This window comes from Sodalis ligni (assembly GCF_016865525.2).
In the GTDB taxonomy this organism is placed as follows: domain Bacteria; phylum Pseudomonadota; class Gammaproteobacteria; order Enterobacterales; family Enterobacteriaceae; genus Acerihabitans; species Acerihabitans ligni.
The window spans coordinates 6,427,944-6,443,694 of record NZ_CP075169.1 but is presented as its reverse complement, the minus strand read 5'-3'; the positions used below and the strand labels follow the sequence as shown (position 1 = coordinate 6,443,694).

At 51.5% G+C, this 15,751-nt stretch carries 19 protein-coding genes and 1 pseudogene; 15 read left to right on the top strand and 5 right to left on the bottom strand.

Going from position 1 to position 15,751, the window contains the following annotated elements:
* The first annotated feature begins 620 nt into the window (after positions 1-620).
* The 7 genes from rpmH to GTU79_RS29960 all read left to right on the top strand — a co-directional run bounded on the left by rpmH (position 621) and on the right by GTU79_RS29960 (position 5,168).
* Positions 621-764, top strand: coding sequence for a 50S ribosomal protein L34 (gene rpmH, locus GTU79_RS29990; RefSeq protein ID WP_132924064.1), 144 nt, complete (start codon positions 621-623; stop codon positions 762-764).
* A 17-nt stretch (positions 765-781) separates the two neighbouring features.
* Positions 782-1,141, top strand: a complete 360-nt coding sequence (gene rnpA, locus GTU79_RS29985; protein ID WP_132924065.1) for a ribonuclease P protein component — start codon at positions 782-784, stop codon at positions 1,139-1,141.
* The gene (yidD, locus tag GTU79_RS29980) at positions 1,105-1,362 is read left to right on the top strand and encodes a membrane protein insertion efficiency factor YidD (protein WP_132924066.1); all 258 of its coding nucleotides are present in this window, start codon (positions 1,105-1,107) and stop codon (positions 1,360-1,362) included. Before rnpA ends, yidD begins: the two co-directional genes overlap by 37 nt.
* 2 nt (positions 1,363-1,364) lie before the next feature.
* Positions 1,365-3,011, top strand: coding sequence for a membrane protein insertase YidC (gene yidC / locus GTU79_RS29975; protein WP_132924067.1), 1,647 nt, complete (start codon positions 1,365-1,367; stop codon positions 3,009-3,011).
* A 79-nt stretch (positions 3,012-3,090) separates the two neighbouring features.
* The gene (mnmE, locus tag GTU79_RS29970) at positions 3,091-4,455 is read left to right on the top strand and encodes a tRNA uridine-5-carboxymethylaminomethyl(34) synthesis GTPase MnmE (RefSeq protein ID WP_203524269.1); all 1,365 of its coding nucleotides are present in this window, start codon (positions 3,091-3,093) and stop codon (positions 4,453-4,455) included.
* A 150-nt stretch (positions 4,456-4,605) separates the two neighbouring features.
* Complete coding sequence (locus GTU79_RS29965; protein ID WP_203524268.1) at positions 4,606-4,887, top strand: CopG family ribbon-helix-helix protein; 282 nt, start codon at positions 4,606-4,608, stop codon at positions 4,885-4,887.
* Positions 4,875-5,168 (top strand): type II toxin-antitoxin system RelE/ParE family toxin, encoded by a 294-nt coding sequence (locus tag GTU79_RS29960; RefSeq protein ID WP_203524267.1) that lies wholly within the window; start codon positions 4,875-4,877, stop codon positions 5,166-5,168. The genes GTU79_RS29965 and GTU79_RS29960 overlap by 13 nt, the downstream gene beginning before the upstream one ends.
* Before the next feature lie 281 nt (positions 5,169-5,449).
* Here the strand turns inward: GTU79_RS29960 and GTU79_RS29955 are convergent, their stop codons facing one another.
* Complete coding sequence (locus GTU79_RS29955) at positions 5,450-5,677, bottom strand: helix-turn-helix domain-containing protein (RefSeq protein WP_214513614.1); 228 nt, start codon at positions 5,675-5,677, stop codon at positions 5,450-5,452.
* A 96-nt stretch (positions 5,678-5,773) separates the two neighbouring features.
* Here GTU79_RS29955 and GTU79_RS29950 point away from each other — a divergent pair, with 96 nt between their 5' ends.
* Together GTU79_RS29950 and GTU79_RS29945 are read left to right on the top strand one after the other, a co-directional pair.
* Complete coding sequence (locus GTU79_RS29950; RefSeq protein ID WP_203524265.1) at positions 5,774-6,106, top strand: helix-turn-helix domain-containing protein; 333 nt, start codon at positions 5,774-5,776, stop codon at positions 6,104-6,106.
* A gap of 311 nt (positions 6,107-6,417) precedes the next feature.
* Positions 6,418-6,819 carry an RpnC/YadD family protein gene (locus tag GTU79_RS29945; RefSeq protein ID WP_214513613.1) on the top strand — a complete coding sequence of 134 codons (402 nt, stop codon included), beginning with the start codon at positions 6,418-6,420 and terminating at the stop codon, positions 6,817-6,819.
* Positions 6,820-7,005: 186 nt separating this feature from the next.
* Here GTU79_RS29945 and GTU79_RS29940 read toward each other — a convergent pair whose 3' ends face one another.
* Positions 7,006-7,602 (bottom strand): TetR/AcrR family transcriptional regulator, encoded by a 597-nt coding sequence (locus tag GTU79_RS29940; protein ID WP_203524263.1) that lies wholly within the window; start codon positions 7,600-7,602, stop codon positions 7,006-7,008.
* Positions 7,603-7,720: 118 nt separating this feature from the next.
* Here GTU79_RS29940 and GTU79_RS29935 point away from each other — a divergent pair, with 118 nt between their 5' ends.
* Positions 7,721-8,101: a DUF4267 domain-containing protein gene (locus GTU79_RS29935; RefSeq protein ID WP_203524262.1), complete on the top strand. Its 381-nt coding sequence runs from the start codon at positions 7,721-7,723 to the stop codon at positions 8,099-8,101.
* Position 8,102: 1 nt separating this feature from the next.
* Positions 8,103-8,423 (top strand): DoxX family protein, encoded by a 321-nt coding sequence (locus GTU79_RS29930; protein ID WP_203524261.1) that lies wholly within the window; start codon positions 8,103-8,105, stop codon positions 8,421-8,423.
* Positions 8,424-8,522: 99 nt separating this feature from the next.
* Here GTU79_RS29930 and GTU79_RS29925 read toward each other — a convergent pair whose 3' ends face one another.
* Positions 8,523-8,705: a virulence RhuM family protein gene (locus tag GTU79_RS29925; RefSeq protein ID WP_253073461.1), complete on the bottom strand. Its 183-nt coding sequence runs from the start codon at positions 8,703-8,705 to the stop codon at positions 8,523-8,525.
* 299 nt (positions 8,706-9,004) lie between these two features.
* On the opposite strand from GTU79_RS29925, the gene GTU79_RS29920 reads away from it, so the two are divergent.
* From GTU79_RS29920 to GTU79_RS29910, 3 genes and pseudogenes are all read left to right on the top strand, one after another.
* Positions 9,005-9,886 (top strand): Rpn family recombination-promoting nuclease/putative transposase, encoded by an 882-nt coding sequence (locus GTU79_RS29920; RefSeq protein WP_214513612.1) that lies wholly within the window; start codon positions 9,005-9,007, stop codon positions 9,884-9,886.
* 385 nt (positions 9,887-10,271) lie between these two features.
* A pseudogene (locus tag GTU79_RS29915) lies at positions 10,272-10,376 on the top strand (Rpn family recombination-promoting nuclease/putative transposase); the annotation flags it as partial.
* Positions 10,377-10,962: 586 nt separating this feature from the next.
* Positions 10,963-13,308: a membrane-bound PQQ-dependent dehydrogenase, glucose/quinate/shikimate family gene (locus GTU79_RS29910; protein WP_253073460.1), complete on the top strand. Its 2,346-nt coding sequence runs from the start codon at positions 10,963-10,965 to the stop codon at positions 13,306-13,308.
* A gap of 82 nt (positions 13,309-13,390) precedes the next feature.
* On the opposite strand, the gene GTU79_RS29905 is transcribed toward GTU79_RS29910, so the two are convergent.
* Positions 13,391-14,248, bottom strand: coding sequence for an aldo/keto reductase family oxidoreductase (locus tag GTU79_RS29905; RefSeq protein ID WP_203524258.1), 858 nt, complete (start codon positions 14,246-14,248; stop codon positions 13,391-13,393).
* A 96-nt stretch (positions 14,249-14,344) separates the two neighbouring features.
* On the opposite strand from GTU79_RS29905, the gene GTU79_RS29900 reads away from it, so the two are divergent.
* Positions 14,345-15,259, top strand: coding sequence for a LysR family transcriptional regulator (locus GTU79_RS29900; protein ID WP_203524257.1), 915 nt, complete (start codon positions 14,345-14,347; stop codon positions 15,257-15,259).
* A gap of 30 nt (positions 15,260-15,289) precedes the next feature.
* Here the strand turns inward: GTU79_RS29900 and GTU79_RS29895 are convergent, their stop codons facing one another.
* Positions 15,290-15,571, bottom strand: a complete 282-nt coding sequence (locus tag GTU79_RS29895) for a helix-turn-helix domain-containing protein (protein ID WP_132924080.1) — start codon at positions 15,569-15,571, stop codon at positions 15,290-15,292.
* Between the last annotated feature and the right edge of the window lie 180 nt (positions 15,572-15,751).

Below are 15,751 nucleotides of genomic sequence, written 5' to 3'. Positions count from 1 at the left end.
AATCGAACAAGATCAACAAAGGAAAGAACAAAACTGTATGATTCAGGATCATCTTTTTGACACGGGTTACCGCGATGGCAATCCGCGAACCGCCTTAAACGGTTTACCGCAACGAAACCCCTTGAGGATCCCGTCAGGGGACTGCGGATCATAACGCAAAGCGCGCCAGAGATCCTCCTCTTCTACACAGTTTCGATCCTTTTTATCCACAGGCTGAAAAGGGCGGGAATGAGTGTAACCGATTCTCCATCCTTGGGATAAAATGTAAGTCTTATATCAGTGAAATTAAGCATAGTCTGATTTTCAACGGTTGCTCTTCTCTGGCGGGATCCTAAATATAATGCGGCAGATCCCGCCTGATCCTTGCGCTTTGGCCTGGAACCCGTATAATTCTCACCCCTACGCGTGATGCCTGTTTCCTTTGTTCTGTTTTCAGACGAAGATTCCGGGCAGGCACGAGTATTCAGGTGGGTAAAACGTGATGGGAATTGACTCAGGACTGTACAATTACTACAATCCCGCCTCTTTAATGCGTAATGCGATTGAGGCGTCGGTCTTTTCACGCCGAACAGCCAAACGCGTTTACTGTGAAGTCAAATATTAGTTAGGTAGAAATCGCTATGAAACGCACTTTCCAACCGTCCGTATTGAAACGTAACCGTGATCACGGTTTCCGCTCGCGTATGGCAACGAAGAATGGTCGTCTGGTTTTGGCACGCCGTCGTGCTAAAGGCCGTGCACGTCTGACCGTCTCTTCGAAGTAATAAAGCTAACCCCCCGGGTGGTTAAGCTCGCATTTCCCAGGGAGTTACGGTTGTTAACTCCCAATCATTTTACTTTCGTCTTCCAGCAGCCACAACGGGCCGGCACGCCGCAAATCACCATCCTCGGCCGCCTGAACATGCTGGGGCATCCCCGCGTCGGTTTGACAGTCGCCAAAAAACATGTAAAACGGGCTCATGAACGAAACCGCATCAAGCGTCTTACGCGAGAAAGCTTTCGGACGCACCAGCACGCCCTGCCCGCAATGGATTTTGTCGTTATCGCCAAAAAAGGGGTGGCGGATTTGGATAATCACGCTTTGACGGAAGCGTTGGAAAAATTATGGCGCCGCCATTGTCGCCAGTCTCCGGGCTGCTGATCGGGCTGATACGCTTGTATCAACTCTATATCAGCCCGCTGCTGGGGCCTCATTGCCGGTTCCAGCCCACATGCTCGCAGTATGGTATCGAGGCAATACGCAGGTTCGGTATGTTAAAAGGCAGTTGGTTGACATTAAAACGCGTATTAAAATGCCACCCTTTGAACCCAGGTGGCGATGACCCCGTGCCGCCGAAAACCAACGATAACAGAGAACATTAACGATGGATTCGCAACGCAATCTTCTTTTCATCGCTCTGCTGTTCGTGTCTTTCATGATCTGGCAAGCCTGGCAAACGGACCACAATCCGCAGCCTGCGACGGTTCAGACTACGCAACAGACAGCGAACACAGCTACCGGTGACGCAGCAAATCAGGGTTTACCCGCCAGTGGGCAAGGGCAATTGATTAAAGTGAAAACCGACGTTCTGTCGCTTTCCATCAATACCCGTGGCGGCGATATCGAGCAGGCTCACTTGCTGACTTATCCTGATAAATTGGGTTCAGATCAACCTTTCCATTTGCTTGAAACCTCCCCCGAATTTGTTTATCAGGCGCAAAGCGGCCTGACCGGCAAAAATGGTCCGGATAATCCGGCCAACGGCGAACGTCCTCTGTACAATATCAATCAGGACACCTATGTCCTGGCGGATAACCAGGGCGAGCTACGCGTTCCCCTGACCTATACCGCGCCGGACGGCGTCGCCTATACCAAGACTTTCATCCTCAAACGCGGCGATTATGCGGTGAATGTGGAATACAGCGTCAACAACACCAGCGACAAACCCCTTGAACTGGTGATGTTCGGCCAATTGAAGCAGTCAGTGGATCTGCCGAAGCACCGCGATACCAGCAGCAGCAATTTTGCGCTGCACACATACCGCGGCGCGGCTTACTCGTCAAGCGATACCAAATACAAGAAATACAGCTTCAGCAATATCAAAGACGATAACCTGAACATCAATACCCAGGGCGGCTGGGTCGCCATGCTGCAGCAATATTTCGCCACCGCCTGGATTCCGCAAACCCCCGGCAACCATAATTTCTTCACCAGCAATCTGGACAACGGCCAGGCGGCGGTAGGTTTCAAATCCACCCCGGTTACCGTGGCCCCTGGCGCGCAGAACACCTTGGACGCGACGTTATGGGTTGGTCCGGAAATCCAGGACAAAATGGCCGCCATCGCGCCGCACCTGGATTTAACCGTGGATTACGGCTGGCTGTGGTTTATCAGTCAACCGCTGTTCAAGCTGCTGAAGTTTATTCATAGCTACGTCGGTAACTGGGGCTTCTCGATTATCGTCATCACCTTTATCGTCCGTGGCATCATGTATCCGCTGACCAAAGCGCAATACACCTCCATGGCGAAGATGCGCATGCTGCAGCCCAAACTGGCGGCCATGCGCGAGCGTATCGGCGACGACAAGCAGCGCATGAGCCAGGAAATGATGGCGCTGTATAAGACCGAGAAGGTCAACCCGCTGGGGGGCTGCCTGCCGCTGGTGGTGCAGATGCCTATCTTCCTGGCGCTGTATTATATGCTGATGGGCTCCATCGAGCTGCGCGGCGCTCCGTTTATCCTGTGGATACAAGATCTTTCCGCTCAGGACCCCTATTACATCCTGCCGATCCTGATGGGCATTACGATGTTCTTCATTCAGAAGATGTCGCCCACCACCGTTGCCGACCCGATGCAGCAGAAGGTCATGACCTTTATGCCGGTGATCTTTACCGTATTCTTCCTGTGGTTCCCGTCAGGCCTGGTGCTGTACTATATCATCAGCAACATGGTGACCATTATCCAGCAGCAGCTGATTTATCGCGGCCTGGAAAAACGCGGTTTGCACAGCCGGGATAAAAAGAAAACCTGATTTTTTGGCAAGGCGGTCAGGCGGCCTAATGGCCGCCTTTTTTATTATGCGCGCCGTCCAAGCGCGAAGAGAGAACAGCATGAGCCAGTCCGATACCATTGTAGCCCTCGCCACGCCGCCGGGACGCGGCGGGGTAGGCATCGTGCGGATTTCCGGCCGCTTGGCCGCCGAGGCGGCGCGCCGGCTGCTGGGCAAACTGCCCAAACCCCGCTACGCCGATTATCTGCCGTTTCGCGACGAGGACGGCGCTGTGCTTGATCAAGGCATAGCCCTGTGGTTTCCCGGCCCGAATTCCTTTACCGGCGAGGACGTGCTGGAGCTGCACGGCCACGGTGGCCCGGTGATATTGGATATGTTGATAAAACGCGTCCTGGGGCTGCCAGGCGTGCGTATCGCCCGTCCGGGAGAGTTTTCTGAACGGGCGTTCCTCAACGATAAGCTTGATTTGGCCCAGGCCGAGGCCATCGCCGACCTGATTGACGCCAGTTCGCAGCAGGCCGCCCGTTCGGCGGTGAATTCGCTCCAGGGCGTTTTTTCCCAACGCATACAGCATTTGGTGGAAGCACTCACTAACCTTCGCATCTATGTAGAAGCCGCCATCGACTTCCCTGACGAGGAAATCGACTTTCTCTCCGACGGCAGGATTGAACGCCGGCTCAACGAGGTCATGGACGAGCTTAAAACGGTACGCTCCGAAGCCCGCCAGGGCAGCCTGCTGCGGGAAGGCATGAAGGTGGTGATAGCCGGTCGCCCCAACGCCGGTAAATCCAGCCTGCTCAATGCCTTGGCCGGTCGGGAAGCGGCCATTGTCACCGATATCGCCGGCACCACCCGCGACGTTCTGCGGGAACATATCCTGCTGAACGGCATGCCGCTGCATATTATCGACACCGCCGGCCTGCGGGAAGCGGGTGATGAAGTGGAACGCATCGGCATCGAACGCGCCTGGCAGGAGATAGAACAGGCAGACCATGTGCTGCTGATGGTGGACGGCACCACCACCGCGGTAAACGCCCCCAATACCCTATGGCCGGAGTTTGTCGCCAGGGTTCCCGCCACGTTGCCCATAACCGTTATCCGTAATAAAGCCGATCTGACCGGTGAAGCTGAAACCGTAAGCGAAGTGAATGGCCACTCACTTATTACCCTTTCCGCCCATTCCGGCGCCGGCATCGACCTGCTGCGGGACCATTTACTGCAAAGCATCGGCTTCAACGGCAACCTGGAGGGGGGCTTCCTTGCCCGGCGGCGTCATCTGCAGGCCCTGGATACGGCGGCGGAACATCTGGTAATGGGCAAAGAACAGTTAGTAAGTGCTTACGCCGGTGAGTTGCTGGCGGAGGAATTACGGCTGGCGCAGCAGGCATTAAGCGAAATTACCGGTGAATTCACTTCGGATGATTTGCTGGGACGGATATTTTCGAGTTTTTGTATCGGGAAGTGATGTTGGTTAGATAGGACAATTAAAATGGACACCGATTATCCTGGCTTTGATAGGTCCAACAATAATCATCTTCTCAAGTATTGCCCTTCCCCTATCCACACATGAAACTGGTAAAAGGTAACACCTTATACTCCTAGGGAGGCCAGCTTCATGTCAACATCAAGCACCACACTCAAGATCGACGACAGGCTCAAAGCGCGTGTCAAAAAACTGGCGGATTCACGCGATCGCAGCCCACACTATCTGATGATAGCCGCTATCACTCAATATATTGAACACGAAGAGGCACGCGAGAGTTTTAAACAGGAAGCCATCGACTCCTGGCGTGAGTATCAGGAAACCGGTCTGCATCTGACCGGTGATGAAGTTAAAACCTGGCTGCGTGGCTGGGGAACAGAAGTGGAAACGGATATTCCTGAATGCCACAAGTAATCATCACACAACAAGCTGCAACCGGGTTAACGCACAGCCGGGAGTTTCTGACCAGCAAAAATCCGCTGGCGGCCATCAGGGCGGGTCAGATGCTCGAAGCGCATTTTGAGCAACGGGGAAACAACCCCGAAATGGGCCGCCCTTTTACTGAGCTGCCTGTACTGCGGGAACTGAAGATTGAATTCGGCGATTCCGGCTATGTGGCCTTGTACCGCTACGAGAAAATAGAAGACCGTGTTTATGTGCTGGCCTTTCGGCATCAGAAAGAAGCGGGATATTAACTCACAAAAAAATCATAGAGTTATAAGCAATTTCCGTTTTGTGTCCAAATTTGTGCCCACCGCACAAAAACACGAAAATAAATATGATTTTAAATCAATCATATATATTCATTTTCCAGCTTCTGTATCGTATCTGCGTAGGTTCATAGCGGACTAACCAGAAATAGACTCGCATTCGTATAATGTCACAGCAAGCCTAAAAATATTAGAAAGCGAATAACCAGCGGCGGCGTGTATTAATGCTCAGGCGTCACTTCGGCCGTTTTTCCCGAATTCTGATCTTACGATCTATCAACCCCCACACCATCATAATAGCGACTCGGCCAAATCTCAGCAGGATGAATACTCAGTGCCTCGGTAATAAGCCATTCACCTTTCGGCCAAGGACGCGTCAGCGCATTTGCCAGTGTCGATGAGCCAAGGCCGGCGGAGCGTGAAAGCCCAGCCAATGTGGTGCCCTGTTTTCGCAAGGCAGCGATTATATCCGCCGGATGCCAGTCGTTTTTCATGTAAACCTTAACTCTTTGCCATTAAGAGAATATAGGCTCCCAATACTACGTTATTCGTAGTATCGAGTTCAAGCCATAACTACGATTATCGTAGTTATGAAATCTAAACCAAACTACCATGAAGTTTTTTACCAGCGACTCAAGCAGGCACGGCTTGCTAAGGGTTTATCACAGAAGAAGCTCGGCATTGCCGCCGGGATTGACGAGTTTGTCGCAAGTGCCCGCATCAATCGTTATGAGAAAGGCGTCCATGAGGCCAGCATCAAGACCGCCCAGCAGTTAGCCGATGTGCTGGAGGTGCCGTTAGCTTATTTTTATACCGACGATGATATGTTAGCCGAATTGATGCTGGCATTCCTGACGCTATCGCCGGAAGAGAAAACAGAGATTTTTACATTGATAAAAAGGCGGGCTGAAAGGAAGCATTGATGGTTTGGTTCCCCTACAAGTCAGATTTATACTGAATGCCCCATCAGTGCAATGATGAAAAATTCACCAAAAATATTAGAAAAATTCACAATAATTAAACACTGTTCATTTCATATAATCCCACCTTGGTATTTTATTTGTGGAAATTTATTATTGATAATAAGTATCTGAAAACAGCGAGCAGGTTGCATTAAATTGCACAGCACCTTGAAAATTTATACCGCATTCACTTCGGTCAAAATAACGTTTATATTCGGTAGATATTCACACCGTTACCGAATAGTGAAATTAAAACCCATGGCAAAGCGGCATTGCTTGAGTATGTGCAAATACATATCAGAGCAAGGGATATCAACCTCCGGCTGCCGGATATTGCTTTTTTAATGGATTTGGCGCAACTCAGCGAAGACCAGGGAAAATCGCTGCTGCGCTACCTCGCCCAGGAGACAAACACTCTTGACTCGAAAACCTTTTTACGTATTCTTGTGGAAAATACGCCACGTTACAGGGATGAAATGATGACTCTAGCAGAACATCTGAAACTGGAAGGAAGGAATGAAGGAAGGAATGAAGGACGTAGTGAGCAAGCCCGGGAAATCGCCCGTAATTTATTGTCTATGGGTCTGGATCGCACAACGATAGAGCGGGCCACGGGATTGAGTAATATAGAGCTTGATGCGTTGATGGATTTAGCGGTAAGAATTAAGGGCTAATCATACAGGCTTTCAAGAATCATACTCACCGGTGGAAAGATTTGTGGAGGGTTATTTTTCATCCGATGAGTCCAAGCAAATAAAATATGATTTTTCAATTATTAAAATTTAATTTGATAATTTTCAACAGCTTTTTTTGCTATGCAAATCCCCTATTATAGATTGAATTTTTTAAGGTAATTTGGCCTATGAGCCGGAGTCATGTGAGTTATTTCGGAAAACGAGCAGTGCCCGAACAACCAGCATAATGCGTTCAACGCGCGCACCGGGCCTGATTCGGCCTGAACGTTCAAGTTCGGCCAGTCCATGCAGGGCTGCCCAAAAAGTTTCGGTCACGAGCTCCACGTCGTCGCAAAACGGCGTTACGACCATTGCCATGGCGTCGAAAGCAGCCCGCAGTTCCGGTCTGGTTTCTGCTTCAGCGAACCGCAGATCCGTCGGCAGGATAAACATGGCCTCGTAGAGTGCGGGCTGACCCGATGCGAAGTCGAAATAGGCCATGGCGACATGCTCGAGAGCGTTTTGTTGTCCGGTGGATCCATGCGCCGCTTCCTGAATTGCGACGGTAAGCTCCTGGAAACCCTCGATGGCAACGGCTGCAACAATCGCATCCCGGTTCTCGAAATGTGAATAGAGAACCGGCTGACTATATTCAATCTCTTCGGCCAGGCGGCGGATCGTTACGGCATTCCATCCTTCCCGCTCCGCGATCGCACGCGCTGCCGCGATGATGCGGAATTCGCGTTCAGCGCGTTGTCTGCCTTTCCGCTCGGCGATACTCATCGTTCGATCTCCCAGACACAGATGTGCGATATGTCTTGTTATTATACGGAGGCTTGATTATCTAGCAATGATAGATTATATTTCATTGCTACATTTAACCATCAAGGGTACTACCGCCATGCATTGGCTTGTGATGGGAATGGCGCTGTTACTGGCGCTGGCGATTATCGCGATCGGCACCCAATATGTTTTGAAACCGATGACCGCGACACGCAGTTTCGGCCTGCCGCTGCCTGAAAGCGGCGCCAACATCCCTTGGTGGCTCCGCCTCAAGGGGGTGCGGGACATTGCATCGGGAGTGCTGGTATTGGCGTTCATGGCCTGGGGCGCCCCCCAAGGGATCGGCATCATCCTGCTGGTGGAAGCCATCGTCCCTGTCGGCGACATGCTGCTGATTCTGGCTGCGAAAGGCTCCGCCAAAAGCGCCTTCAGCATTCATGCCCCTACGGCCGTGCTTATGATCTTAACGGCTATTCCTTTACTGATGGGGGTACGCTGAGATGGTCCATGCTGTTTCGGTTTGGCTCCTGGCCGCCGGCTTCCTTGGAGCAGGCCTTGTTAACGCCATCGGCACGGCCGCAACGCGACGCGATTTTGCCCGATGGGGTTACCCGCGCTGGTGGGGCCGTTTTACCGGCGGCCTGGAAATATTAAGCGCCTTGCTGATTGCGCTGCCCGCCAGTCGAATGGTTGGTCTGGCGCTTGGGACAGTAATTATTGCGGCCGCGGTGGTGACCGTTTTGCGCCACCGCGACTTAACGCACCTTGTACCACTGAGTGTTTTCATCGTCGTGATCGCGCTCGCAGAGATATCGTCTTGAGTGTGTGGCACGGAAATAATCATACATCGTTCGAATGTATCCCACAGGGAATGTTGCCACTAAATAGCTTTGCAAAATAGTAGATCTCTTTGATGGAATTCAATCCGAATTGAGCATCGGATCAATCGGCAGAGAAAAGAGCAAAGTCAGATACTCTTTACCATCAGCGCCAGTTGTAAACTTCTGGTTTACAACTGCCTCCTCAGCCAGTTCCCCATTAGTGATCACGCTTTTCAAGTGTTTGCCGAAATTTTGTTCACTTGTCTGGTACAACTCGGCCATTTCCAACTGAGTAAGCCAAACCTGACCACTCAATTCACGCAGTACAAAGCGGCTCTATCAGTGCAAAGATTAAAAATCCACCAAAAATAGTTAAAAACACCTTAATAAATAAACTCTTCTCAATTAATATAATCCGAACGTAGTATTTTATTTGTGGAAATTCATTGATAAAAATAAGCAACCGATAAGAAATACAGTATTGTATTAAAGTGCGAAGCACCTAGAAAATTTATACCTTGCTCAATCCGGTCAAAATGCCGTTTATATTGTGTAGATATTCACACCGCTACAGTGAACCGATGAAAACTATCCCTATACCTCATGATTCGTTGTTCAAGAAATTCTTTAGCGATGCCAGCGTCGTCAATGATTTCCTGCAAATACACCTGCCGCCAGCTTTGCGGGAAATATGCGACTTTGGCACGCTGGCCATTAGTTCCGGCTCCTTTGTCGAAAATAACTTTAGCACCCGGTACTCCGACATGCTCTACAGCATGCACACCTCGGAGGGAGAAGGTTATGTCTATTGCCTGATTGAACACCAGTCCAGCGCGGACGAGATGATGGCGTTTCGGCTGCTGCGCTACAGCATAGCGGCAATGCATCACCACCTTGAGCAAGGTCATAAAAAACTGCCGCTGGTGATACCGTTGTTGTTTTACCATGGTAGACAAAGTCCCTACCCGTACAGCACCCTTTGGCTGGACTGCTTCCACAACCCAGACGTGGCACAAATGCTGTATTGCCAAGCGTTTCCCCTAGTAGATATAACGGTTATCCCAGACAATGAAATCAAAACCCATCGTAAAGTCGCGCTGCTGGATTTTGTACAAAAGCATATCAGGGCAAGGGATATTAATGTTTGGCTACCGGATATTGTCTTTTTGCTGAAATTTGAAAATCCCAGCAAAGAGCAGGTGAAATCGCTTTTGAGCTATCTTACGCAGGAGGGAAATAATCTTGACTTAGAAACCCTTTTACGTATTCTTATGGAAAATACGCCACGTTACAGGGAGGAAATGATGACTCTTGCAGAAAACCTGAAACTTGAAGGACGGAGCGAGCAAACCCGAGAAATCGCTCTTAATTTATTATTCATGGGTTTAGATCGCGCCACGATAGAACGTGCCACCGGATTGAGCTCTAATGAACTTGATGCCCTGATGGAGCCAGCAGCGTAAATCAAGGGCCAAACAACGACGCTTCAATGGATCAAGCTTCTCGGTGGGGAAGTTTGTAGGTGAATGCTTTTTCGGTCGCAAAGTGTAAGGAATATAAGATTTGCTCATTATCGAAATTGAGTTAGCATATATTATTTAATCAATTTAATATTGAGCTATTAAATTGCTTTATCATCGAAAAGAAATGGACTCCCGAGTTTGATAAAAATATAAGTAAGCACATCGTTGGTCGGGCCCGAAGGAGCGAGGCTCATGGATGAGCCGAGTATTACCAACGCACCTGCAACTTAAAATATGAAGAGCTTAATGATTTCCTAACGGCAAATATATCCCCTAAAAAAATCTTCATGACTCGCTTTAGATCATGGCGTAAAAAAAACACGGGTTTCCCCTGATGGATGGGATCGTTATACCGAGCGACAAAATCAAAACTCATCGTAAAGTCGCGCTGCTGGAATTTGTGCAAAAGCATATCAGGGCAAGGGATATCAATATTTGGCCACCGCATTGAGTTCAAGCAGAACTTGACGGACTGATGAACGCTGAACTAAAAAATCTGACCCGCTAAGACACATATCGGATTGTGGACAACGGTTTTTTTAGCAACCTGTACGGGCACAAGGTCTACACAGCGACAATAATTCACTTTTCCAGCTCTGGAACACCATTGATCAAGATTGCAGCAGCCAGCCCATCGGTCTCCGCCATCATAACTTCAGCAATGTAATATTTTATCACAATAATTTAACAAGAGGCATTCTCTTTAAACTTGAGGGAAATCGTATTGTTGCAACCATAGCCTCTACAAAACATGAGGTTATTCAATCAAATGATCTTTAGCATGCTTGACAGCCGGAACCGCAATACCTAGATTGAAAATGGTTTTATTAAAATCCGTCACGCATTTTGTTAAATACTCATTAACAATAGCGGTAGCTGGCTGGACCTTCTCTGCGAAAAATCTCGCTTATGTGAATATCAGCTGAACACACCATCGCATTCAATCCAAACTGAGTTTACCCATGAATTCGTCAAATGAAGGAAGTGTAAAACATTCGCGCCTAAGATATTTTGGCATGGTGGTATTTGGGATAGTGCTCATCATCGCCGGCGCTATCCTCGCTGTGCTCGGTTTCAAACTCCTTAGGCTACATGGCAGTCCTTATTACCTTACCATCGGCCTGGTATGGGTGATTGCCGGATTACTGACGCTATTTAGACGCGGCGCCGGTCTTTATCTGTATGCAACCAGTTTCATCGCCACCCTAATCTGGTCGCTTTGGGAATCAGGACTCAACGGCTGGGCCTTGGTGCCCCGTCTTGATTTGCCGCTGCTTTTTTTGATCTTTGCCGTGCTGTTGATGCCGGCACGACGCGCCAATGGAGAAAAGGGCTATCGTCCCTATGGTATCGCCTTACTGGTGGTAACCGTGGTGGGATTGGGCATCGCCGTGCCTATGGCGCAAAAACCCTATCCGGTCGCGGCCGTCACCACCAAGCCGGGCAATTATTTTGACGATGTCACCGCGCCCGCCTCCCAGGACTGGCCGACCTATGGCGGGGGTTATGGCGCACAGCGTTTCTCAGCCTTATCGCAAATCACCCCCGGTAATGTCAGCGGTTTACAGCGCGCTTGGGTATATCGGACGGGTGAGCCGCACATGGCAAACTACGGTAATGAACTGACACCGATTAAAATCGGCGATACGGTGTATGGCTGTACTATCCGCCATAAGGTGTTTGCCGTGGACGCGGCGACTGGGAAACAAAAGTGGATGTTTGATCCCAAAACCCCGCCGGAATCTTCCGCGCCTAACTCGGCCTGTCGCGGCGTGGCGTATTATGCCAATCCGCAAGCGCAACCAGGGCAAGCCTGTTCTACGCGCATTATCGCCGGCACCATGGACGCTAAACTGGTGGCGGTAGATGCTCAAACCGGCCAGGCCTGTGAGGATTTTGGCTCGCACGGCTTCGTTGATTTGATGCAAGGCCTGGGCAAATGGCCGCCAAGCATTGTCTCCGAGACCTCGGCGCCCACCATCGTTCGCGGCGTGGTGGTGGCGGGGCAGCAGGTGATGGATGGCCAACTGAGGTCCGCTCCTTCCGGCGTAGTACGCGGTTATGACGCCGTTACCGGTCAACTGCGCTTCGCCTGGGATATGGAACAACCGGATATCACCACCCTTCCCGCCGCCGGCAATACCTATTCTTTGGGTACGCCGAATATGTGGTCCACGGCGGTGGGGGATGAAAAACTCGGCCTGGTTTATCTGCCGATGGCAAGTTCCGCGGGCGACTATTACAGCTCCACCCGTAATGATGAGGAGAGAAAATATGACTCGGGGATTACCGCGCTGGACGTCGCCACCGGTAAACCGCGCTGGGTCTATCAATTCGTCAAGAATGATGTTTGGGATTACGATACGCCGGCACAGCCCAGCCTGGTGGACTTTCCCACCGATAAAGGCAATGTTCCGGCATTGATCGTCACCACCAAGCAGGGGGACCTGTGGGTACTGGACAGGCGTACGGGGCAGCCTCTGCACCAGGTAGAGGAACAAAAAGTGCCCCAGGGCGGCGTAGAACCGGCCGAACGGGCGCCGGTGCAAAAACGTTCGCTTTACAGCCGCACCCAGAAGCCTGACCTGACCGAGAAAATGATGTGGGGCATATCGCCCATTGACCAACTGGTCTGCCGGATCCAGTACCGTGCGGCCAGTTACCACGGCATCTTTACCGCCCCCACCGCTGATAAACCCTGGATTGAATATCCGGGAAATAACGGCGGCTCCGATTGGGGCAGCGTTTCGGTGGATGTGCACAATGGGCTGATTATTGAAAACTACAATGACCTTCCCAGCTACTCCAAGCTGGTGCCGCGCGCCGTTGACGATGCCATGAACGTGTTCTGGCTGGGGGATCCACGCTACAAAAATCCGCCGCCGGGACGTAACCGTCCGCAGGCCGGTTTGCCTTACGGTCAGGACGTGAACACCGGCTGGGTCTCCAATATCGGCGTTATTTGCAAACAGCCGCCGTTCGGCATGATCAAGGGGATTGACCTTGCCAGCGGTAAAACCCTCTGGGATCGCCCGCTGGGTACCGCCGAGCGCAATGGCCCGTGGGGTTTGCATTCCATGTTGCCATTCCAGATAGGATTGCCGAACAATGGCGGGGTATTGACCACCACCAGTGGTTTGGCCTTTGTCGGCGCCACCACGGACGACTACCTGCGCGCCATCGATGTGCATACGGGCAAAACGCTGTGGAAGGACCAGCTGCCTGCGGGGGGCCAAGCGACGCCGATGACCTATGAGGTCAACGGGCGGCAATTTGTCATCATCATGGCCGGCGGCCATCACGGGATGATGACCCCGGAAGGGGATTACGTTATCGCCTACGCGTTGCCTGAACAGAAATAAGCTGCGCTTACCTGCACGGACGGTACTTTGGCTGCCGTCCGTGCCTTATCTAAAGACAACGCTTCGTTTACCTTTGCCCGCCCTATTGCTCCAGCAAGCTAATATCTTCCGGTGACAGCCGCACGTCGGCCGCCGCCAGGTTTTCTCTCAAATGCGTGAGAGATGACGTACCGGGAATCAGCAAAATATTCGGCGAGCGCTGCAACAGCCAGGCCAGGGCCACTTGCATGGGTGTGGCGTCCAATTTGCGCGCGACATCGTTAAGCACCTCGGATTGAAGAGGTGAAAAACCGCCCAGCGGGAAAAACGGCACAAAGGGGATACCTTGAGCGGCAAGCTCATCGATTAGGCTATCGTCATCACGTAAAGCCAGATTATAAAGATTCTGCACGCAGGCGATGGGGGTAATTTTTTGGGCGCCAGCTATTTGCGCGGACGTCACATGACTCAGACCGATATGCCGGATCAGACCTCGTTCCTTTAAGTCGGCCAAGGCCGTCAGTTGGGCTTCAAGGGGGCCGTCTTCAGGATGATGCTCACCATACATGCTGCGCAGATTGACGACATCAAGCACATCTAGCCCTAGATGACGCAGGTTGTCTTCCACCGCCTTGATGAGTTCCGCCGGCGAGAAGGCCGGAAGCCAAGCGCCCTTCTCATCCCTGCGTGCGCCCACCTTGGTGACAATGCAAAGATCGTCAGCGTAGGGATGCAGCGCTTCTTTGATAAGTTTATTGGTGATGTGCGGTCCGTAGAAGTCGGATGTATCGATATGGTCTACGCCGGCGGCAACCGCTTCCTGGAGAACACGCAGGCATATAGCGGGATCTTTGGGCGGGCCAAATACGCCCGGCCCCGCCAGTTGCATCGCCCCGTAGCCAATACGTTTGACCTGACGATGGCCAAGCTGATAACTACCGGATGTGTTGCGGCTTCCCATAATGTCTCTCCTCTGCAATGTGTGACTTATTGTATGGGGTAAATGCCTGTGCGACTATACCGTTAAGTTGAAACAGGCTGTACGGAAATCTGGACAATGCAAATCGATCTCGGACTGTTGAATGCGGTCATCGCCGTTGCCAAAGCGGGTGGCTTTCGGGAGGCGGCACGGGCCACCAGCAGCAATCCATCGCGCCTTAGCGATGCCGTCCGGCGCGCCGAGCAGCAATTGGGGGTACGATTATTCCATCGAACCACCCGCACCGTTGTCCTGACGGAGGCCGGGGAAATCCTTTTGCAACGGCTGCTGCCCGCCATGAGCGAAGTGGAATCAGCCCTTGATGCGGTTAACGGATTTCGTAAAACCCCCGCCGGCACATTGCGGCTGAACGTGCCCGTCAGCGCGGCGCGCCTGGTGCTGCCAGGCATCGTTCCCGCGTTCTTGGCCAGGTATCCTGACATACAGCTGGAGATCACGGCGGAAAGCAACGTGATCGATATTTTCAGCGCCGGAAGCGACGCAGGGATACGTTACGACGAGAATCTGGAACAGGATATGATTGCCGTGCCCATCGGTCCCCGCAGGCAGCGTTACGCCATTGCCGCATCGCCCAGCTACCTTGACCGCAGGGGCCGGCCGGAACATCCGCGAGAGCTGCTGCGCCACGCTTGCCTTCGCGGCAAGTTTGCCAGCGGCGTCTTGCCGGAATGGGAATTTGAAAAAAACGGCGAGGTTGTCAAGCTAAAACCGTCAGGGCCGCTTATCGTCAATATAGGCGCGGGGGTTGATTTGGCGGTGGAAACGGCAATGGCGGGAATCGGGATCATCCAGCTGTTTGAGGAGTGGCTCAGACCCCACTTCGCCAGCGGCGCGCTGGAGCCCATACTGGAACCCTGGTGGAAAGATTTTCCCGGCCCTTATCTTTATTACCCCGACAGACGGCTGGTGCCGACGCCGCTGCGCGCCTTTATCGATTTTATTCGCGAATATCAACAGTACTCTCTTAAATAAAAAAAGGATAATTGCCGACCATAGCGCGGATCACAACGGTTTTTTCCCACGCGGCTTATTCGCCTTATGTTCCAGATACAATTCAAGTACCGCCTCGGCAAGTTTGTCATCAACGGTATAAAAATAGGCTTCGGGTAAATCTAAAACGCGAGCAAATGCGCAGACGATTTCAAAAGAAGGACGGTGAGTGCCATTTTCATAATGTGACATGCGGGAATATGCCGTTGCTTCCTCAATACCCGCCAGAATACCCAACTCCACCTGAGTAAGATTTGCCCTTATCCGTGCTGACTTCAAGCGCTTAGGAACCATCGAGTTTTCGCCAACGTCTATGTAAAAACATCTTTAGCATTCCTTAACATCGATGAGACAGACAAGCAATGCACGAGCAGATTCATATCAGTAATAATTGATAATCTTATAGTAAGCATAGGACGTTTTGAATAATAAATGGCCGACCCACCATTATATCGGGCCAATACCCCTGGCCGC